The following is a 20123-nucleotide window of genomic DNA, read 5'->3' as shown; positions in this document are numbered from 1 at the left end:
CGATCCCCGCCACGGGCCGGACCTTCAGGAGGAGCTGCACGAGATGGGACTGACCGCCAGGATCCGCACCAGGGACGGGTGGGCCGTGCCGCACGCGATCGTCACGGTGACCGACATGACGGGCACGCAGGTGCTGCGCGCCGAGGCCGACGCGGAGGGTGCCGTCCGGGACGCGACAGCGCTGGCCCCCGGGGCGTACACGGTGATCGTCACCGCGGTCGGGTACGCGCCCGCCGCGTCCAGCGCGATCGTCACCGCGAGCCGACGGGTCGAGGTCGGCACGGTGACGCTCGCCCGGCAGGGCGGGGCCGAGCTGCCGCCGCCCGGTCCCTGGACCGTCGACCCGGCGCACTCCACGGTCGGCGCGGTCGCCCAGCACCTGGGGATCTCCAGCGTGCGCGGCCGGTTCACCGACTTCTCGGCGTCGGTCGAGATCGCCCCGGACGACGTCGCCAAGTCGCGGGTGGAGGCGGTGATCCGGGCCGCGTCCATCGACACCGGCAACGGCGTGCGCGACACCCACCTGCGTTCCGCCGACTTCCTCGACGTCGAGTCGTACCCGGAGATCACCTACCGCTCCACGGGGCTGACGTCCGCCGGCCCCGACCGCTGGACGGTCCACGGCGACCTCTCCCTGCGCGGGGTCGTCCGTCCCGTCGACCTCTCCCTCGCCTACCTCGGCACCGGCGCGGACCCCTGGGGCGGCACCCGGGCCGCCTTCCGCGCCACGGCCGACCTGCACCGCGAGGACTTCGCCATGAACTACAACCAGGTCGTCCAGGCGGGCATCGCCGCCATCGGCACGACGCTGAAGGTGGAGCTGGACGTGCAGGCGGTGCAGGGGGAGTCACTGCCCCAGGCGTAGTCGTAGTACTGGCGGGGTCAGCCTCAGGAGCCACTCCTGCGCCTACGCTGACGTCATGGCACCGAACATCGCGACGAACACCTCCGTCACCCTCGACGAGCTGCTGGACTTCGTGCGCCCCCGGCACCGCGCGATCCTGCTGACCCGGCGGGCCGACGGCAGCCCGCAGGGGTCGCCGCTGACCTGCGGGGTCGACGACTCGGGCCGGATCGTCGTCTCCACCTACCCGGAGCGGGCCAAGACGCGCAACGCCAAGCGGGACGAGCGGGTCACTCTGATCGTGCTGAGCGACGAGTGGAACGGGCCGTGGGTCCAGATCGACGGCACGGCCGAGGTGATCGACGCGCCCGACTCCGTCGACGCGCTGGTGGAGTACTACCGGAACATCGCGGGCGAGCACCCGGACTGGGACGAGTACCGGGCGGCGATGGTGAAGCAGGGGAAGTCGATCATCCGGGTGTCGCCGGAGCGGTGGGGGCCGATGGCCACCGGAGGGTTCCCCGCACGGCTGGCTCCGCAGGAGTAGGGGGTGCCCCTGGGGGCCGCGCCCCTAAGGGACGTAGCCCCTAGGCCCGTTTCACCATCGCTTCTATGCCCGCGATCAAGAGATCCAGGGCGAAGGTGAAGTCCCGGTCGAGCATTTCCGCGACCGTGTCGCCGCCCCGGGCCGCCATGATGTCCTTCGACTGTTCGACCATCTCGGCCGCCTGCGGAGCCTCCGTCACCGAGCTCATGGCGTGCCGGAAGTACTCGTCCGCGCTCATGCCCGTGTCCGCGGCCCGGCCGAAGAAGTGGCTCTCGATCGTGCCGTAGCCGTACACGAACTGGAAGACGGCCGAGATGGCGCTGGTGATGCGGTGGGCGGGCAGGCCGGTGCGGCGGATGACCTGCTGGACCGTGCGGGAGAACGCCAGGGAGTTCGGGCCGATGTTCAGGTACCGCCCGGCCAGCGGGGACAGCCAGGGGTGGCGCACCAGGAGCACGCGGTACACCGTGGCCAGCGTGCGCAGCTGCTCGCGCCAGTCGTCGCCGTCGGCCTCCAGGTCGGGCAGCTCCATCTCGCCGAAGGCCGCGTCCAGGGCGAGTTCGAGGAGGTCGTCCTTGGTGTCGACGTACCAGTAGACGGACATCGCCGTCACGTTCAGCTCGGCCGCCAGCCGCCGCATGGAGAACTTGTCCAGCCCCTCGGCGTCCAGCAGCCGCACGGTGGCCTCGGTGATGCGCTCCCGGTCCAGCCCGGAGGGCTGCCCACCGCCCCGCCCCCGCCGAGCCTTCCCCTCCAGCCACACACTGGCCCGCGCGGCTTTGCCGGCAGCAGCCTTCACCATCACGCACCTTCCGAAGTCCCGGTCACTTGTAAGAATGCCAGCTCGCAGCCGACCAAAAAGGGGCGCGGGGAACGGCGCGGCCAGCCAAGACGTCGGCGCACCCGCCATGAGTCCGCATCCCCCCTTGCATAGGCGCCCCCCTACTCCGGCGGAGCCACTCGCGCAGCCCTCCGCAGGAGACCCGCCGCGACCACACCCCCCAGCAGCACAGCCCCCGCCCCCACCAGCAGACTGGTCTCCAGCCCGGCGGAGAACGCGTCGACGACGCTGCGCCGCTCGCCCGCGGACCCCGCCGACGCCAGCGCCGCCGGCAGTGAACTCGCCGCCACCGGAACCAGCGCCGCGAAGCGGGAGTTGAGCACCGCGCCGAGCACCGCGACGCCCAGGCCGGTGCCGAACTCCGCCAGCGTGCCGTTGACGCCCGCGCCGGTGCCGGCCCGCTCCCGGGGTATCGCGCTCATGATGGCGTGCGCCATGGCCGGGCTGGCGAACGCGGCGCCCGCACCGATCGACACCAGCCCCAGCAGCGTCCCGGCATAGCCGCCGGAGCCCAGCGTCGCGATCGACACCAGGCCGCACGACATCACCGCCAGGCCGATGAGGATGGCCTGCGGCGTGCCCAGCTTCGCCGTCCACTTCGCCGCGAGTCCGGAGAAGTTGAGGACGACGATCACCAGGGCGAGCGGAGCGGTCCGCAGGCCCGCCTCCAGCGGGCCGTAGCCGAGGACGAACTGCATGTGCTGCGTGAGCAGGAACAGCGAGCCGCCCATGCCGAAGGTGATCAGCACGGCGCCGGCGACCGCGCCGGTGAACTGGCGGTTGCGGAAGAACCGCAGATCCAGCATCGGGTACGGGATACGGCTCTCCCAGTAGGCGAACAGGCCCAGCACGACGAGCGCGCCGCCCCCGGCGACGAGCACCCGGCCCGACGTCCAGCCGTGCTCGGGGCCGGAGATGATCGCGTACACCAGGGAGGCCATGCCTATGGTGGAGAGCAGCGCGCCGAGCAGGTCGGGGCGGTCGCCCTGCTCCGGGGGTCCGGGGGTGGTCCCCCGGGAAAACGCAGCCTTCGACTCGGGGACGAGGGCCACGACGGCGGCCAGGCCCAGGGCCACGACCGGCAGGTTGATCAGAAAGATCGCGCCCCACCAGAAGTGGTTCAGCAGGAAGCCGCCGATCAGCGGACCGGTCGCGAAGCCGAGGGAGTTGACGGCGGCCCAGATGCCGATGGCCCTCGGCTGCTCCGCGGGCGTGAAGATCTGCATCGCCACGGCCAGGGTGGTGGTCATCAGCAGCGCGCCGCCGACGCCCATGCCGGCCCGCGCGGCGATCAACTGGCCGCTGGACTGCGCCAGTGCGGCGACCAGCGAGCCCGCCCCGAACAGGGCGAGACCCGCGACCAGCATCTTCTTGCGGCCGTAGCGGTCGGCCGCGCTGCCCGCGGTGAGCAGCAGGCCGGACTGCACGAGCGAATAGGCGTTGATCATCCACTGGATGTCGGAGGTGGCGGCGTCCATCTCACGGGTGAGGGAGGGGATCGCCACGTTCAGGATGGTGTTGTCGAGCAGCACCGTGAGCTGCGCGAGGCAGATGACGCCGAGGATCAGCCAGCGTTGGGGGTGGCCTTCCTGGCCTGGACTTTCTTGGTCTACGGGGTCTTGTTGGCGTACGGGAGCGGGGGTCTCGGGAGCGGGCATGCTGTACACCGTAGAACAGTTCCCATACGGTGTACAACGAATAGCCCGTGCGGGCATGACGAAGGGCGGCGACCGCACGGTCACCGCCCTTCCTTCCGGCTGCTGGAGGCTGCGCCTCGTGTGGGCTACGCCTTCTGCGTCAGGTCGTAGAAGGTGGTCGAACCCACCGTGACCTGCTTGAAGTTGGCCTCCACCCATTCGGTGATCTGCGAGGACGTGCCGTCGCTGCTGCCGCCCATGCCGCCGCCGGATCCGCTGCTGATGAAGTAGTGGATCTTGCCGTCGGTCACGTACTGCTTGAACTGGGCCAGCGTCGGGGACGGGTCGGTGCCGTTGAAGCCGCCGATCGCCATCACCGGGTCACCGGTGGCCAGTTGGTAGCTCGCGGCGTTCTGCGCGCCGATCGCCGCGGCGACCCACGTGTAGTCGCCCGAGTCGGTCTCCAGCAGCTGCTTCGCCTCGTCGGTGACGTTGGCGCCGTTGATCAGGCCGCCCATTCCGCCACCGCCACCGCCGCCGCCCATGCGACCGCCGTCGCCGTTGGTCTGGCCGCCGGGAGCGCCGTTGCCGTTCTGCGTGCTGCCGTTGCCGTTCTGCGTGCTGCCGTTGCCGTTCTGCTGGTTCTGCTGGCCGGGCATCCCGCCGCCGGTGCCGCCGGTGCCGCCGCCAGGGAAGCCGTTGCCGTTCTGCTGGCCCTGCTGGTTCTGTCCGCCGCCGGGGAAGCCGCCCATGCCGCCTCCGCCGCCGCCACCGGGGCCGCCCCCGCCGCCCGGACCGCCGCGTCCGCCCGCGACCGCCGGGCCGGCCGTGACGATCGAACCGGTGTGGCCCTCGTTCAGCGTGGTGAGCGTGTACGCCGTCGGACCGGCCAGCGCGGCGACGACGCCGAGGCCGGCGACGCCCAGGGCCAGCCGACGTCCCAGCCGGCTGACGAAGATCAGGCCGAGGGCGGCGGTCAGGCCGCCGACCAGCACGAACCACTTCAGCCAGGGCAGGTAGTCGGAGGAGCGGTTGAGGAGGACGTACCCCCACACCGCGGTGGCCGTCGTCGCGCCCGCCAGGGTCAGCGACGCCCACGCCTTGCCGCGCAGCTCCCACAGCTGGGCAGCGCCCATGCCGATCAGCGGCGCGATGTAGGGGGCGAGGGCCACCGTGTAGTACTCGTGGAAGATGCCCTGCATGTAGCTGAAGACCACCATGGTGATCAGCAGCGCGCCGCCCCACACCAGGAACGAGCCGCGGGTCACCGAGGTCCGGCCGGCCTTGCGGGAGGCCACCAGGCCCGCGACGAACAGGATCAGCGCGGCCGGGATCAGCCAGGAGATCTGGCCGCCGATGCCGGAGCTGAACAGCCGGTCCCAGCCGGTCTCGCCCCAGTTGCCGCCGCCTCCGCCGCCACCGCCGACGCTGCCGGTCTCCTCGCCGTTGAGGCGGCCGAGACCGTTGTAGCCGAAGGTCAGCTCCAGGAAGGAGTTGTTCTGCGAGCCGCCGATGTACGGGCGGGAGGAGGCGGGCCACAGCTCGACGATCGCGACCCACCAGCCGCCGGAGACGACCAGGGCGACCGTGGCGAGGGCCAGCTGTCCGAAGCGCTTCTTCACGCTCACCGGGGCGCACACCGCGTACACGATCGCCAGCGGCGGCAGGATCAGGAAGGCCTGGAGGGTCTTGGCGAGGAACGCGAAGCCGATCGCGACCCCGGCCCACACCAGCCACTTCGTCCGGCCGTCCTCCAGGGCGCGGATCACGAAGTAGCAGGCCACCGCCATCAACAGGGCCAGCATCGCGTCCGGGTTGTTGAACCGGAACATCAGCGCGGCGACGGGGGTGAGCGCGAGCACGGCGCCCGCGATCAGGCCGGCCGCTGCGCTGAACCGGCGGCGCACGGCCGCGTAGACGACGGCGACCGTGCCGACGCCCATGAGGACCTCGGGGGCCAGGATCGCCCAGGAGCTCAGGCCGAAGATCTTGACGGACAGCGCCATCGGCCACAGGGAGGCCGGGGGCTTGTCGACGGTGATGGCGTTGGCCGCGTCCAGCGAGCCGAAGAAGAGGGCCTTCCAGGACTGGCTGCCGGCCTGGACGGCCGCGGAGTAGAAGGAGTTGGCGTAGCCGGAGGCGCTGAGGTTGTAGAGGTAGAGGACGAGGGTGACGGCCAGCAGGGCGAGGAAGGCCGGGCGGGCCCAGCGGGGGTCCTCGGGGCGGCCGCGCCAGAGTCTGCGCGCGTAGGGCTGCTTCGGCTCACCCGACTCGGGGGCCGGGACGACCGGTTCCCGGGCGGCGTCGGCATCCGCCGTCGGCGTGTCCGGCGGACTCCAAGGGGTCGTCGTCGGGTCGAGGTGGGTGGTCATCGGGCGTCCCCCGGGTCGGTGTCGTGGGGGCGCACCGGCTGCAACCGCATGGTGGCGTCCCTCCAGGTGCCGTCCGCGGCTTCGCCGGCGCGGAACTGGGTCTTCGGGTCGTAGGAGTCGTACGGGTCGTACGAGCCGTGCGGGTGCTGGGCCTGCTGTGTGGGCTGCGGGGTCTGCTGCGGGTGCTGGGCCTGCGGGGTCTGGGAGGTCTGCGGGGTCTGCTGCGGGTGGATGAGCCGGCGCTGTCGCAGCGGGGCCGTCGCGTCGTACGGCGCCGAGGAGCCGTCGGGAGAGGCAGCCGGTGCCGGCTGTTCCTCGTCCCCCCGCCGGTCGGCGAACACCCACACGCGGAAGAGCAGGAAGCGCAGGACGGTCGCCGCGAGGTTGGCCGCCACGAGGACCGCCAGCTCGGTGGTGTGCGCGGGGTCGGAGGTCGCCGCGTCGAGGGCGACGAGCGAACCGCTGGTCAGCGCCAGACCGATGCCGAAGACGACCAGCCCCTGGGCCTGGTGGCGGACGGCTCCGCTGCGGCCGCGCACCCCGAAGGTGAGCCGGCGGTTGGCGGCCGTGTTGGCGATCGCCGAGACCAGCAGGGCGAGCGCGTTCGCGGTCTGGGAGCCGGAGAACTGCCGGAAGCCGCTGTAGAGCAGCAGGTAGAAGAGCGTCGAGAGGCCCCCGACGACGCAGAAGCCGACGAGCTGACGGGCCAGGCCCTTGGGTACGTCCATGATCTCGCGGTCGCGGGGGTCGTCGCCGAACGGCCTGGTCAGCCGGTCCAGGGAAAGCGAACCGGTGGCCAGCGCCCGGCCCACGCGCCACACCCCCTTCAGGTCGTCGGTCGCCGTCTTCACGATGTGCACCGTGGAGTTCGGGTCGTCGACCCAGTCGACCGGCACCTCGTGGATACGGAGGCCGGCACGTTCGGCGAGCACCAGCATCTCAGTGTCGAAGAACCAGCCCGTGTCTTCCACCAGCGGGAGCAGAACTTGTGCGACGTCACGGCGGATCGCCTTGAAGCCGCACTGGGCGTCGGAGAAGCGGGCCTGGAGCGAGCCGCGCAGGATCAGGTTGTACGAGCGGGAGATGAACTCCCTCTTCGCGCCGCGCACGACGCGCGAGCTGCGGGAGAGCCGGGAGCCGATCGCCAGGTCGGAGTGGCCGGAGATGAGCGGCGCCACCAGCGGCAGCAGCGCGTTGAGGTCGGTGGACAGGTCCACGTCCATGTACGCGAGGATCGGGGCGTCCGAGGCGGACCAGACGGTCCGCAGCGCACGGCCGCGGCCCTTCTGGTCCAGCCGGAAGGACCTCACCTCCGGCATCCGCGACTCCAGCAGCCGCGCCACGTCGGGGGTGGCGTCCGTGGACGCGTTGTCCGCGATCGTGATGCGGAACGAGTAGGGGAACGTCCGCGTCAGGTGGTCGTGCAGTCTCTGGACGCACGGCTGGAGGTCCTTCTCCTCGTTGTAGACGGGGATCACTACGTCCAGGACAGGCGTACCGGCTGTGGCGGCCGGGAGGTGCTCCCGCGCCGGCAGCGTGCCGGGAGAAGAGTCGGTTCGCATGTCAACGACTTTCGTCAAGCGCCCTGTTGCACCCATGTGCTGGCCCTGTGCTGGTCCTGTGAGTCCAGTTGCCAGTTCGTTTCGGGCGCGGGGTGGGGCACGGCGGGGCCGAGGGCGGGCAGGTGCACGGTGAAGACGGTCCGGCCGGGCACGCTGTCGACGGTCACCGCGCCGCCGTGCGCGGTCGCCACGGCCTGCACGATGGCGAGGCCGAGACCGGTCGAGCCGGAGGCGCGCGAGCGCGAGGAGTCGCCGCGGGCGAAGCGTTCGAAGACGTGCGGGAGCAGGTCCGGCGGGATGCCCTGGCCGTTGTCCTGGACGTCCACGCACAGCCACGGGCCGCGCCGCTGCACGCGCGCGGTGACGGTGGTGCCGGGCGGGGTGTGGGTGCGGGCGTTGGCGAGCAGGTTGACGAGCACCTGCTGGAGACGGGCCGAGTCGGCGGACACCAGGGCGGGCTCGTCGGGCAGTTCGAGCCGCCAGACGTGCTCGCGGCCGGCGGCGCGGGCGTCGCTGACGGTGTCGATGACGAGGGGGACGAGGTCGGTCTGCTCGAACTGGAGCGGGCGGCCCGCGTCGAGGCGGGCGAGGAGGAGGAGGTCCTCGACGAGGAGGGTCATGCGTCCGGCCTCGGACTCGATCCGGCCCAGCGCGTGCCGGGTGTCGGGCCCGACCTCCTCGCGCCCGCGGCGGGTCAGCTCGGCGTAGCCGCGGATGGAGGCGAGGGGGGTGCGCAGCTCGTGGCTGGCGTCCGCGACGAACTGGCGGACCCGCGTCTCGCTCTCCTGCCGCGCGTGCAGGGCGCCGTGCACGTGGTTCAGCATCCGGTTGAGCGCGGCCCCGACCTGCCCGACCTCGGTATGCGGATCGGTCTCGGACTCGGGCACCCGCTCGCTGAGGTTGACCTCGCCGGTGTGCAGGGGGAGTTCGGAGACCCGGGTGGCGGTGGCGGCGACCTTGCGGAGGGGGCGGGTGGCTACGCCGACCATGACGTAGCCGGCGATGCCCGCGGCCACGAGTCCGGCGGCGGTGACGCTCAGTTCGACGAGGATCAGGGTGGTGATGGTGCTGTCGGTGTCCTTCGTCGGGATGGCGACGTAGTAGGAGCCCTTGTCACCGTCGACGTATACGACGAGGTAGTCGCCCAGTCCGGGAATCTCGATGCTGTGCGCCGACAGATCCTGGGCGACGGTGCCCAGGGCGGCCTCCTGCGACTCGCTCAGGTCGTCGGCCACCATGGGGTTGATCTCGACGCTGTTGTCGTCCTTCTGGCCGACCTTGGAGTCGGTGATGCTGCCGTTCACGACCTTGGCGATCAGCGTGCCCTGCGGCTGGGGTCCGCGCGTGACGAATTCCTCCAGGTCGACGGTTCCGGCGGAGCCGGTGGTGGCGACCTGCCCGGGCTGATCCTGCTTGATCCCGCCCGGCGGGCCGCCCATGCCGGCGGCGCGGTTCGACACGTCCTTCAGCTTGCCCTCGAGCTGGTCGTACAGATGTGACCGCAGCGCGAGCGTCGTCACCGTGCCGATCACGGCGCAGACGACGGCGATCAACACCACGGACGCGACGACGAGCCGTGTCCGCAGGGTGCGCGGCTTTCCCTCCCCCACTCTCGACTTCGCTCGAGCGGGGGGACCCCCACGTCTCTTCTGCGGACGCGGCCGTCGTCCGCTCATGACGCGGCGGGCTTGATCAGATACCCGGCGCCACGCCGGGTGTGGATCATCGGCTCACGGCCCGCGTCTATCTTGCGCCGCAGGTAGGAGATGTACAGCTCGACCACGTTGGCCTGCCCGCCGAAGTCGTACGACCACACGCGGTCCAGGATCTGCGCCTTGCTGAGCACGCGCCGCGGATTGCGCATCAGGAAGCGCAGCAGCTCGAACTCGGTGGCGGTGAGGTGGATGTTCTGCCCGGCGCGCGAGACCTCGTGGCTGTCCTCGTCGAGGGTGAGGTCCCCGACGACGAGCACCGAGTCGGAACGCCGGTCGGCCGCGCCCGAACGCCGGATCAGCCCGCGCAGCCGCGCCACGACCTCTTCGAGGCTGAACGGCTTGGTGACGTAGTCGTCGCCGCCGGCGGTGAGCCCGGCGATGCGGTCCTCGACGGCGTCCTTGGCGGTGAGGAACAGCACCGGGACGTCCGGCAGTTCACGCCGCAGCCGCCCCAGCACGGTCAGACCGTCCATGTCGGGCAGCATCATGTCGAGGACGACCGCGTCGGGCCGGAACTCCCGCGCCGTCTGGATGGCGCCGGTGCCGTCTCCCGCGCTCCGGATCTGCCATCCCTCGTAGCGCAGGGCCATGGACAGCAGTTCGGTGATCGACAGCTCGTCGTCCACCACAAGCACTCGGACGGGGCTCCCGTCCGGCCTCAGCAGTTCGGTGCGCCCCTGGGGCGAGGTCGTGGTCATGCAGCACACCTTGTCGGGGTCCTCTGAGAGCACGCTTTCGGCTGTCTGTGATTTTCCTGAGAAACACACAGCCGGCTCTCAGGGAACCCCCTGACCACGGCCGGAACCTCCGCCTACGCCCCTATTCACCCCCCCGGGAAGATCACATGGACCTCCGGATTCCCCGATGAAGATCCTTTGCAAAACCTGTCACCTGACCGGCCCTCTCTCATCCACGTCATAGACGGGCGCGCCGAGGAAGACCCGCTCGGACACCGGCCCGTAGGCGATGTTGAACGTGTCCGTCCAGTACGACCATCCCCGTACGCCGGCCGCGCTGCTGAACCGGTAGTTCAGCCGCCACCGCACCCACTCGCCCGGCGCGAGCCGCACCGCCGGCGGCCGGCGTCGCCGCGGCGGCAGCCCGAACAGAGGCTGCACCCGGGGGAGCACCCGCAGCCGGCCGTCCGACTCCCGCAGCACGACATCGACCTGCCTGACCTCGACTTGCCCGTCGTACGGCGTGAAGTCGTCCCACTCGTCGATACGGACCGTGTGCGCGAGCGCGGGCGTCACGCCGTGCGGCAGGACGAACCCGACCGGTACGGCGTTCCGGCGGGCGGCGGCCTCGCCCCCGCGGGACTGCTTGGTCCAGGACGTACGGACCCACTGGACGGTGACGTCCAAGGCGCTTCCCTCCCGTCTCTTACTCTCACCCTCAGAACAGGCCGTCCTGAGGTTGGGACCTCTTGAACTCCCTCACCGGCAAGCTGAGTTGTTCCCCTTCCTCCGCCGGGACGAGTTCCCAGCCCCTCATCAAGCGGGTGTCGAGGACCACCGCTCCTGCCGGGGTCGACAGGTGCAGGTCGGGGCCGGCGGCTGCCAGCAGTTCTCCGTTCAGCGCGCCGCCGGGGGTCAGTTCGCTCACCTCGCCCACAGGGGCCGGGGTCCCGGCCAGGCCGAACGCCCGCATGTGGTCCACGGGGAGGAAGGGCTCCCGGGTCAACGACTCGGGCCAGTCGGCCAATGCGGTGGCCCGTGCGTGCAACTCCCGCAACTCCGAGCCTCGTTCCGACTCCTTCGCGGGCAACTCCGCCCGCACCGCCCGCTTGTCGGCGTACGGAATCCGGTCCGGGACGCGCAGGGCGGCGCGCAGCAGTTCCTCCGTGCGCCGGGCGGCCATCAGCGGGCCCGTGCCGAGCAGGCTGAAGCAGACCGCGCCCTGCTCCAGCAGCCGGGCCGACCCCCGCTCGGCCGCCGTGATCCCGACCTTGACCATGCCGGGCCCGAACCACGCCAGGTACACCCGGTACGGCCGCGGATCGTCGGCGATCCCGTCGGCCGCCACCGAGTGCGCCCGGTCCAGCCGCGCGCACTCCTCGCACCGGCCCCCCGTACTCCGCCCCGGCACCCCCGCCCGCACCGGGCACGGATGCCCCCGAGCCCCGACGCACTCCCGCACACCCCCCTCCACGACCCCGAAGGCCACCCGCTTCCCCCAGGACAGCGGGCTACGACGCCCCCCGTCCCACATCAGCACGGGACCCTGCTCCGACCACCGCAGTCCCGCGCACTTCCATGCCTGTGCCATCGCTCACCACCGTAGGCCCCACCACTGACAACGCCTCCGCGCTCCGGCTCCTCCGCCCTCGCTCTCGCCCCCGCCCGGCGAGCCGGCACCCCAGGCACTCCGGGTGCCCGCCCCTGGCGTGCGGGTCCCGTACCCGCATCCCCCACTCCCCGCGGGGCCGCACTCCCGGCGGCTTGCCCCAACCCGCCAGGTGCAGCACCCACGTGACCAGCGCACTCAGGCCGACGATCAAGAGCCCCACCCCGATCAGCGCGCCGGAGGAGACGCACACCCCCACGCCCGCCACCGAGCCCCCGACGGCCGTGATCGCGACCCCGGTCCAGCCGGCGATCGTGTGCCCTTCGTCGTACAGAGACATGAAACCCTCACCTTCTAAGAAGTTGATGCACCTAACCTCTTACAAGGTAAGAGAAACCGAAAGCGGATAACAAGGAGCCAGCACGAACGAACGACGAGAAACGAACGACGAGCACCGGAAAGGAAGCGACCCCCCGCGATGACAGCCGCCCAGCCCCCTCGCCCCGCCGCGACCCCCGCCCAGGCGCTGGCCGCGATGGACGACCTCATCGCGACGCACCTGGTCGGCCAGCAGGAGATGGCCCAGCGCCTGGGCCTCAACGTCAGCGATCTCACCTGTCTCGGCTACGTCCTCCAGGCCGGCGAGGACCTCCTCACCGCGGGCGACCTCGCGACCCGCGTGCACGTCACGACCGGCGCGGTCACCGGCATCCTCAACCGCCTCGAACGCGCCGGCTACGTCACCCGCCGCCCCGACCCCCGGGACCGCCGCCGCGTCCGCGTGGCCGCGCAACCCGACGCGGCGGCGCGGGTGTACGCCCTGTACGAGCCGTACTACGCCCGCCTCAACGCCCTCTTCGCCGACTACTCCCCCGCCGAAATCGCCGTCCTCACCGACTGGTTCACCCGCGCGACGGGGCTGGCCCACGCCTACCGGGAGGAACTGCGGGGCCAGGAGGGGACGGACCGAGCAGCGGGCAGGGCCGGCGAATAAGCGATCGCGCCGGAGTGCCGATCTGACGATGATCTGTCGCGTGACAGAGACAGCACGCTCGGGCGTCGGCGTCGGCGACGACGACGGGTGGACCGAGCGAATGGCGTGGGCTCACGGCCTGACAGCACCGGCCCCCGCCGAACGAGCCGCCGCCCTTGATCGACTGATCAGCGCCCGCGAGGACGTCGAGTCTGCTCGTCTCCGGATCGACAAGGCTCGGCTCCGGATCCCTCGGCTGAGGTGGAAGGCGCGCCGGAAGGCTTACGACGAGGCCGCGAGCCGCTGCCTGCCCGAGGCCTTGTCGAGCAGACGGTCCTCCGGGCAGATCGACACCTGGCCGGGACTGCCGTTCGCCCTGCTGTTCCTGGAGTGGGAGGCCCGGTATCCACAGGAGTGGACAGAGCACGCGAAGGCGTGGGGCATGAAGCAGTCTCTGATCCGGGAACTGGCCACCGCCGACCACGAAGACCAGGTGCGAATCAAGCTCATCGACCTGGTCGAACTGGCTGTCCTGCGGCCGTACCGGTGCAAGGACCGCGAGTACGTGCGCGTGGCCCGAGCCGTGGACGGAGACGAACTACGCGACAGACTCCACGAAGCTCATCGCTCGCGCCACTCATGGGCCCAACTCCACGCGGGCTACGTCCTCCGGCTCCTGGACCACCCCGAACTCCCGAACACCCGGCACGTTTGGCGAACTTGGCTCGCCGGCACGCGCACCTGGTCAGGCCGTGGGACGGCGGCGGGCCCGGAGCAGGTGAACGCCCTTCACGGCGTAGCCGACAGCCATGATCACGAAGCCGAAGACACTGATCCACAACCAGGATTCCGCCACCACGGCACTCAGTAGCCCGCCGCTGAAGAGCAACAGGGCGCCGATGGTCTCCACCAGGTCGAAACGAGCCTTGGAGCGCGCCGCGGAGTCGATTTCGCGGAGTCGGTGGATGACGGGCACGAGACCGAGGACCTGCAAGACGACCAGGCCGAGAAAGATCCAGACGGACCAATCGGGTATGTCCACGGTGCGCACCGTAGCGCCCACTCGGAACTCCCGGCACGAAGATCCGAAAGGAACGCCCGGCCGTTGATGTCAGCGGTTGATGTCAAAGGCCCCACCGGGCGAACCGGCGGGGCCTTTGACCTGTGTGCACTCGGCAGGATTCGAACCTGCAACCTTCTGATCCGTAGTCAGATGCTCTATCCGTTAAGCTACGAGTGCTTGTCTGTTTTCAGTTTTTGTCTTCGCTCTCGGCCCTTCCGGCCCGCTCGCGGCGACAGGAAGAACATTACATGACTGCCGCCGCCATGTGAAATCCGATTCGCATACCCCTTGCGACCTGCGGAAACGTCCAGATGACGGGGTAACGACGAAGCCCCGGTCGCGGGGACCGGGGCTTCATGGTGAGCGGAGGCGGAGGGATTTGAACCCTCGATGGGCTTTAAGGCCCAAACCGCATTAGCAGTGCGGCGCCATAGACCGGACTAGGCGACGCCTCCAGCACAGCCGCTCGCGTGTGTGCGAGTGGTGCGTGCAGATGATGACACAGTCGAGCGTCGTGTCACCAATCGGCATCCACGGTACTAGGCAGGCGGGCCACAGGGCAAAGCCATTGAGGGCCGCAACGTCCGCGAGCCGGTCGCGTTGGTCAGGGCATGCACCAGGTCATGCCCCAGTCCACGCCCCACGTCAGGTCAGAGGTCACGGCACAGATCGCGCCGCAGGCCGTGCCGCACGTCGCGCCGTTTCGGCGGCTCGTCCTCGCCGTCTCCGTCGTCCTCGCCTTCGCCGCCGCTTCCACCGTCTCCACCGCATCCACCGCCTCCGCCGCTCCCCTCGTGCCTCCGCCCCCGCGCGACGAGGACCGGGGCTCCGGCGATCACCTCACCGTCACCGTGCGCGGTGCGGGCGAGGGCGTGGACGGGACGTTCGAGCTGTACTGCCATCCGGGCGGCGGGAGTCACCCGGACGTGTCGCGGGCGTGCCGGGCGGTCGAGCGGAACACCCGCTGGGGGAGGGACGCCTTCGCCCCGGTGCCGAAGGACAGCCTGTGCACCCTGCGGTACGGCGGTCCGGCCACGGCGCACGTCACCGGGCGGTGGGCCGGACGTCCCGTCGACACGACCTTCGACCGCGCCGACGGCTGCCGCATCGAGCGGTGGGACCGCTTCGTCCCCTTGCTCCCCGCGGTGGGGACGACGAATGGTGAGCAACCCGAGGAGCGGGAGACCCCAGGCAGCGGCGGCCTGGAGGCCTGGGCGGGCATGGTGATGCCGGCGTCTGGGGCGGGGGACCCGGTTCCGTAACCGGGGCAGGTCGGGCGGGTGCCGGTCCGCGGGAGCAGTAGCGCCCTTCCTGTAAACGTCACGCGAAGGTCGCGCGAAGCCGTGGCGGGCGGTCACATGTTCTGCGTCACTTCGTCGTGCGAGCTCCCCCTCATCCGGCACCGAGAGCGCGATCCCAGCCCTTAGACTCCCTCGCGTGACACGCTGCGGGACGGTTGGCAAGATGGCCCGAGCGGTCGGCAAGGTGCGGTAACAGGGAGGAAGCGACTCGTGAGCAGCAGGCCATCCCGAGGCGCTGCTCGCCTCGCAGCCATACTCGACGCTCTTCCGGACGCGTTGGTGCTGGTCAACGCGAACGGGACAGTCGTCAACGCGAACACCATCGCGCTCGAGGCCTTCGAAGCGCCCGGGACCGCCCTCGTCGGACGAGGACTGCTCGATCTGCTTCCGCAGTTCGACTCCAAGCTCATCCCCGGCTCCATGCGACGCCCGGACCACATGGATCCGCGCGGACGCACCAAGCCGACCCGGATGGTCGCCCGGCGCACGGACGGCACCGAGTTCCCCGTCGAGGTCACCAGCGCCAACCTCGAGAACGGCCAGCAGGCCTACGACGGCTCCGGCTACGCCGGCGACGAGCTGCTGATGCTCGTCGTCCGCGACCTGTCGGGCACAGTGGACACCGAGGCCGAACTCGCGCGGTCGCAGCGGCAGACCGAGATGATCCTGCGCGCCGCGGCCGAGGGCGTCGTCGGCACGGACACCGACGGGCGGATCGTGCTCGTCAACCCGGCCGCCGCCCAGATCCTCGGCTACCGGGCGAGCGACCTCGGCGGCAAGGAGCTGCACACCCTGGTGCTGCACTCCCGCGCCGACGGCTCCCCGTTCCCGTACGACGAGTCGCCGCTCGCCGACACCCTGCGCTCCGGGCGCAAGCACCGGGTGCGCGGGCAGGTGCTGTGGTCGAAGGGCGGGGACAGGGTCTCCGTCGACCTGACCACCGCGCCCGTGCGCGACGGCGACCAGCTCGTCGGCGCCGTCATGACCTTCACCGACCGCCGGCCCTACGACTCGCTCGCCGAGGAGAAGGCCGCCGTCGAGAAGCGGCACACGGAGGAGCTGGAGAAGCTCTCCGAGGAGCACGCCTCCGATCTCACCGCGCTGCGCCAGCAGCACGTCACCGAGCTGGAGGAGCTGCGCGAGCAGCACGAGGAGGAGCTCGCCGCCGGCGAGGAGCGCTACGCCGCGCTGGGCGAGCGTGAGAAGGACCGCTACGAGGCCCTCGCCGCCCGGCACGAGCAGCTCCTCACGCTCCTCGCCCGGTCGCTGCGCGGCCCGCTCGACGAACTCCGCCGCGAGCTGTCCGCGCTCGCCGCCGACGACGCCGGACAGCTGTGGCCCGAGGCCAACCAGGTCCTGCACCACCTGTCGGCGGGGTACGCACGCATCACCACCCTCATCGACAACGTCCTCGGCTACCAGCGGCTCGACGCCGGCGGCGAGGGGATCAGCCGTACGAAGGTGATGCTCGACGCCGTCGTCGCCGCCGGTGTGGACGGGGCCGTCGAACTCGTCGGGCCGGGGCGGGTGCAGTTCGCCGTGCACGCGCCGCCCATCGAGGCCGAGGTCGACGCGCGGCTCCTCGCGACCGCGCTCGCGCACCTGGTGGCCGACGTCGCGGGCGTCGACGCCACGGGCAACGCGCCCGTCTCGGCGGGCGGTTACATGGACAACACGGTCGTCGTGGCCGCCGCGCAGCGCGGTGAGGTCGTCCGCATCGAGGTGCGCGGGCCGTACGCCGGGGGCGACCCGGTGCACGAGCCGATCGTGCGCGGGATCGTGCGGGCGCACGGCGGCGTGCTCCAGACCCATGAGGTGCCGGGGATGAGCGGCAACGCGTACGTCCTCGAAGTGCCGTTGGGCGGTGGGGCCGGGGCCGTGGTCGCCGCCCCGACAGCCGTCGTGGGGTCGGCGCTCGCGCTGCCCGCGCAGGTGAGTGCTGAGGTTCCGGAGGCTCAAGGGGATCTGGGGGCTCAAGGGGCACGAGGGGCTCAGGGGATTCCCGCCATCGCGGGCGTGGTTGACGGTGTCGAGGGTGTCGAGGGTGTCGAGGCCGGTGGGGGCGCCGATGTCGTAGGTGCTGGGCGGCGGCGGGCGCGGCGGTCCTCGACCGACGCGTTCCTGGAGAGCGAGGTCCCGGCTGCGGCTGTGGACGGGGCCGAGGCGGAGGCCTCCGCTCCGACCGGGCGGCGACGCCGACGGGGCCCGGCCGCCGAGGAGACGCCGGCCCCGCCGGCCGAGGCGCCGGCGGAGCAGACGGATGCCTCCGGCGGTACCGGACGGCGACGCGGGCGGTCCGCCGAACTGCCGGGCGGAGACGCGGAGAACGCGGGTGCGGACGCCGAGGCCGGTGCCGGTGCCGGTGCCGGTGCCGGTGCCGGTGTCTCCGAGGGTGCCGTCGTCACCGCCGCCGAGCACGCGGCGGGGACCGCCGCCTCGGGTACGGGGCTGGGCGGCACCGTTCCGCCGCAGGGCGTGCCCGCGTCCGGTGGACGGCGGGCCCGGCGTGCCGCCGACGAACAGCACGCGCTGCCGCCCGCCCTGCCCGCGGTGGCGAGCGAGCCGGCCGCCGCGGAGGACGGCGCACAGCCGACGGGACGCCGTCGGCGTGCCCTGGCCGCCGCGAACGAGCGCGCCGCGGCGCAGGAGGCCGGGCCCCGTACGGTGTTCGCCCTGCCGCCGGCCGAGGCGGACCGGACGTCCGAGGACGGAGCCGACGCGGCCGGGGGCCCCGACGGGGCCGAAGGGGCTGTCGGCGGTGCGGGGGCGCAGGCCGTGGGGCAGGTGCCGGGTCCGGACGGACAGCCGGTTCCCGCTCCGATGCCGGGTCCGATTCCGGTTCCGGGTCAGATTCCGGTTCCGGTTCCGGTGACTGGGCAGCAGGTTCCCGTGCCTGGGCAGTCGGTTCGGGTGCCCGTGCCCGGGCAGCAGGGGCCGATTCCGGTTCCGGTTCCCGTTCCGGGGCAGTCGGTGCCGGTGCCGGTGGCTCAGGTGCCCGCGCAGGGCACCTCCGAGGAGGCCGTGATCGACCACGGTCGTCATGACGCCGCCCCGCTCGACCAGTCCGACGACCACACCCCGCCGCAGCCGCATCCGACGAGCGCGCCCACGGGACGTCGTCGGCGTGCCGTGGCTCAGCCGGCGGCGGAGGCTGCCGTTCCGGCACAGGCGCAGGCACAGGCACAGACGCAGGAGAACGGCGGGCAGCCCGAACACGCCGCAGCGCAAGCCGAGCAGGCTGGGCAGCCCGCGGCAACTCCCGTGGCCGCCAACGGTTCCGGGCAGGTCGGTCAGGCCGTCGCCCCGGGTCAGCCGCTCCCCGCCGAGGCGGCAGCCCCGGCAGCCCCCGCGGCAGCCGCCACGCCGGCCACGCCGGCCACTCCGGTTCCCGCTCCCGCTCCCGTGAACGAGGCTCCGCCGACGTCCACGCCGAGCACGGGCACCCCGTTGCCCCCCGAGGCCGCCGCGGCCCAGGCGCGGGTCGCGCAGCCGCTGCCCGCCGAATCCGCCGCCCAGCCCATGGACCCCAACTCCACGCAGGGGCGGGCGATCAGCGTGCGGACGCTGGGCCAGGGCGTGCCCTTCACCCGGCAGGCCGCCCAGGTGCAGCAGGCGGCGCCGGTGCACCAGCCTCCCGGCACTCCCGCTCCGCACACCCCGGGCGGGGGCGGGCGCCGCCGCAAGCTGGGGACGCCGCCCGACCCGGCGGCGCGACCGGAGCAGACGGCACGTCCGCACCCGCAGAACGAGCAGCCCGCCGTGCCGCAGATCCCCGCGCCGCAGGCTCCGGCGGCCCCGGCAGCTCAGGTGCCGCAGGCAGCTCAGGCGGCCCCGGCGGCGTCCGTTCCGCAGACCGCGCCCGCCCCGCCGCACAACGGCGCGCCGCAGCCGTCCCTCGCGGGCCAGTCGCTGCCCGGCCAACCGCTGCCTGGTCAGCCGCAGCCCGGCCAGCCCGTGCCCGGCCAGTCGATGGCCGGCCAATCCATGGCGGCGGGGCAGCCCATGGCCGGCCAGTCCCTGGCAGGGCAGTCCATGGCAGGGCAGTCCATGGCAGGGCAGATGCGGCTCGCGCCCGGTACCGAGGGGATCGGGCGGTCGTACGCCATAGGCGCGCCGGACAAGAACGCCGCCGAGGGGCCCGAGCCGCTCGACGGGCCGGGCGGGGCCGTCGAGGTGGCGGACCACCCGCGCCCGCAGCCGATGGACGACGAGCTGCCGCCTGAGCCGCTGGACAACCCGCGTCGACTGCTGGTCTGGCCGGCGCCGGACGTCAGCACCCAGCAGGCGCTGAGCGACCGCGGCTACCGGCCGGTGATCGTGCACTCCCGCGAGGAGGTCGACGCGCAGATCGCCGCCTTCCCTGCCGCGCTGTTCGTGGACCCGCTGACCGGGCCCATCACGCGCACCGCGTTGCAGTCGCTGCGGCAGGCGGCGGTGGCCGCCGAGGTGCCGGTGCTGGTCACGGCCGGACTCGGACAGGCGACGCGCGAGGCGGCGTACGGGGCCGATCCCGCCGTCCTGCTGAAGGCGCTCGCCCCGCGGGACAGCGAACAGCATCCGCCGCGGGTGCTGCTCGTCGAGGAGCACGCGGAGATCGCGCTGGCGCTGACCTCGACGCTGGAGCGGCGCGGGATGCAGGTGGCACGGGCGGCGAGCGACGCGGACGCGGTCACCCTGGCCTCGCAGCTGCGGCCCAACCTGGTGGTGATGGACCTGACGCAGGTGCACCGCGGCCGGGCCGGGATCGTCGACTGGCTGCGGGCGAACCAGCAGCTCAACCGGACCCCGCTGGTCGTCTACACCGCCGCCGTCGACCAGGCCGACCTGCCGCGGCTGGCCTCCGGGGAGACGGTGCTGTTCCTCGCGGAGCGGTCCACCAGCACGGAGGTCCAGGACCGGATCGTGGACCTGCTGGCCCGCATCGGCACCAACTGAGACCGACACTGACGGACGGTCCGCATCGACGCACGCCGGGCGGGGAA

The 20123-nt window shown here is 72.1% G+C and carries 14 protein-coding genes, 2 tRNA genes and 1 pseudogene; 5 read left to right on the top strand and 12 right to left on the bottom strand.

All coding sequences use genetic code 11. The annotated features are described in order from the left end of the window. The first annotated feature begins 43 nt into the window (after positions 1–43). Together ACFYX4_RS26070 and ACFYX4_RS26065 are read left to right on the top strand one after the other, a co-directional pair. Positions 44–865, top strand: coding sequence for a YceI family protein (locus ACFYX4_RS26070; protein ID WP_389338024.1), 822 nt, complete (start codon positions 44–46; stop codon positions 863–865). A 55-nt stretch (positions 866–920) separates the two neighbouring features. Then, on the top strand, positions 921–1391 hold the full coding sequence (locus ACFYX4_RS26065; protein WP_389338021.1) for a PPOX class F420-dependent oxidoreductase: 471 nt from the start codon (positions 921–923) through the stop codon (positions 1389–1391). Positions 1392–1431: 40 nt separating this feature from the next. Here the strand turns inward: ACFYX4_RS26065 and ACFYX4_RS26060 are convergent, their stop codons facing one another. The 9 genes from ACFYX4_RS26060 to ACFYX4_RS26020 form a co-directional block, all read right to left on the bottom strand. Further along, the gene (locus ACFYX4_RS26060) at positions 1432–2193 is read right to left on the bottom strand and encodes a TetR/AcrR family transcriptional regulator (protein WP_389338018.1); all 762 of its coding nucleotides are present in this window, start codon (positions 2191–2193) and stop codon (positions 1432–1434) included. Between the two features lie 140 nt (positions 2194–2333). Then, positions 2334–3890: an MFS transporter gene (locus ACFYX4_RS26055; RefSeq protein ID WP_389338015.1), complete on the bottom strand. Its 1557-nt coding sequence runs from the start codon at positions 3888–3890 to the stop codon at positions 2334–2336. 125 nt (positions 3891–4015) lie between these two features. Beyond that, positions 4016–6241 (bottom strand): ArnT family glycosyltransferase, encoded by a 2226-nt coding sequence (locus ACFYX4_RS26050; RefSeq protein WP_389338012.1) that lies wholly within the window; start codon positions 6239–6241, stop codon positions 4016–4018. Continuing rightward, positions 6238–7803 carry a glycosyltransferase gene (locus ACFYX4_RS26045; RefSeq protein ID WP_389338009.1) on the bottom strand — a complete coding sequence of 522 codons (1566 nt, stop codon included), beginning with the start codon at positions 7801–7803 and terminating at the stop codon, positions 6238–6240. Before ACFYX4_RS26045 ends, ACFYX4_RS26050 begins: the two co-directional genes overlap by 4 nt. 14 nt (positions 7804–7817) lie before the next feature. Further along, a complete protein-coding gene (locus tag ACFYX4_RS26040) occupies positions 7818–9479 on the bottom strand; it encodes a sensor histidine kinase (protein ID WP_389338006.1) in 1662 nt (553 codons plus the stop codon). Beyond that, positions 9476–10216, bottom strand: a complete 741-nt coding sequence (locus tag ACFYX4_RS26035; protein ID WP_389338003.1) for a response regulator transcription factor — start codon at positions 10214–10216, stop codon at positions 9476–9478. Before ACFYX4_RS26035 ends, ACFYX4_RS26040 begins: the two co-directional genes overlap by 4 nt. 189 nt (positions 10217–10405) lie before the next feature. Then, the gene (locus ACFYX4_RS26030) at positions 10406–10882 is read right to left on the bottom strand and encodes a hypothetical protein (RefSeq protein ID WP_389338001.1); all 477 of its coding nucleotides are present in this window, start codon (positions 10880–10882) and stop codon (positions 10406–10408) included. A 31-nt stretch (positions 10883–10913) separates the two neighbouring features. Further along, entirely contained in the window at positions 10914–11786 is an 873-nt protein-coding gene (locus ACFYX4_RS26025; protein WP_389337998.1) for a DUF2797 domain-containing protein, read from the bottom strand. Further along, a complete protein-coding gene (locus ACFYX4_RS26020) occupies positions 11707–12144 on the bottom strand; it encodes an HGxxPAAW family protein (protein WP_389337995.1) in 438 nt (145 codons plus the stop codon). Before ACFYX4_RS26020 ends, ACFYX4_RS26025 begins: the two co-directional genes overlap by 80 nt. Before the next feature lie 138 nt (positions 12145–12282). Here ACFYX4_RS26020 and ACFYX4_RS26015 point away from each other — a divergent pair, with 138 nt between their 5' ends. Next, positions 12283–12798: a MarR family winged helix-turn-helix transcriptional regulator gene (locus tag ACFYX4_RS26015; RefSeq protein WP_389337992.1), complete on the top strand. Its 516-nt coding sequence runs from the start codon at positions 12283–12285 to the stop codon at positions 12796–12798. Between the two features lie 724 nt (positions 12799–13522). Here the strand turns inward: ACFYX4_RS26015 and ACFYX4_RS26010 are convergent. From ACFYX4_RS26010 to ACFYX4_RS26000, 3 genes are all read right to left on the bottom strand, one after another. Further along, a complete protein-coding gene (locus ACFYX4_RS26010) occupies positions 13523–13819 on the bottom strand; it encodes a hypothetical protein (protein ID WP_389337989.1) in 297 nt (98 codons plus the stop codon). Positions 13820–13944: 125 nt separating this feature from the next. Then, positions 13945–14017: transfer RNA gene (locus ACFYX4_RS26005), tRNA-Arg, on the bottom strand. Between the two features lie 187 nt (positions 14018–14204). Next, positions 14205–14295 (bottom strand) — tRNA-Ser (locus ACFYX4_RS26000). Positions 14296–14463: 168 nt separating this feature from the next. Between ACFYX4_RS26000 and ACFYX4_RS25995 the strand changes: the two are divergent. Beyond that, positions 14464–14991, top strand: a pseudogene (locus ACFYX4_RS25995) (SSI family serine proteinase inhibitor); the annotation flags it as partial. 360 nt (positions 14992–15351) lie between these two features. Then, entirely contained in the window at positions 15352–20076 is a 4725-nt protein-coding gene (locus tag ACFYX4_RS25990) for a PAS domain-containing protein (RefSeq protein ID WP_389337986.1), read from the top strand. The last annotated feature ends 47 nt before the right edge of the window (positions 20077–20123 follow it).

Source organism: Streptomyces sp. NPDC002328 (genome assembly GCF_042890065.1).
Classification (GTDB): Bacteria; Actinomycetota; Actinomycetes; order Streptomycetales; family Streptomycetaceae; genus Streptomyces.
This window is presented reverse-complemented; position numbering and strand designations above follow the sequence as displayed.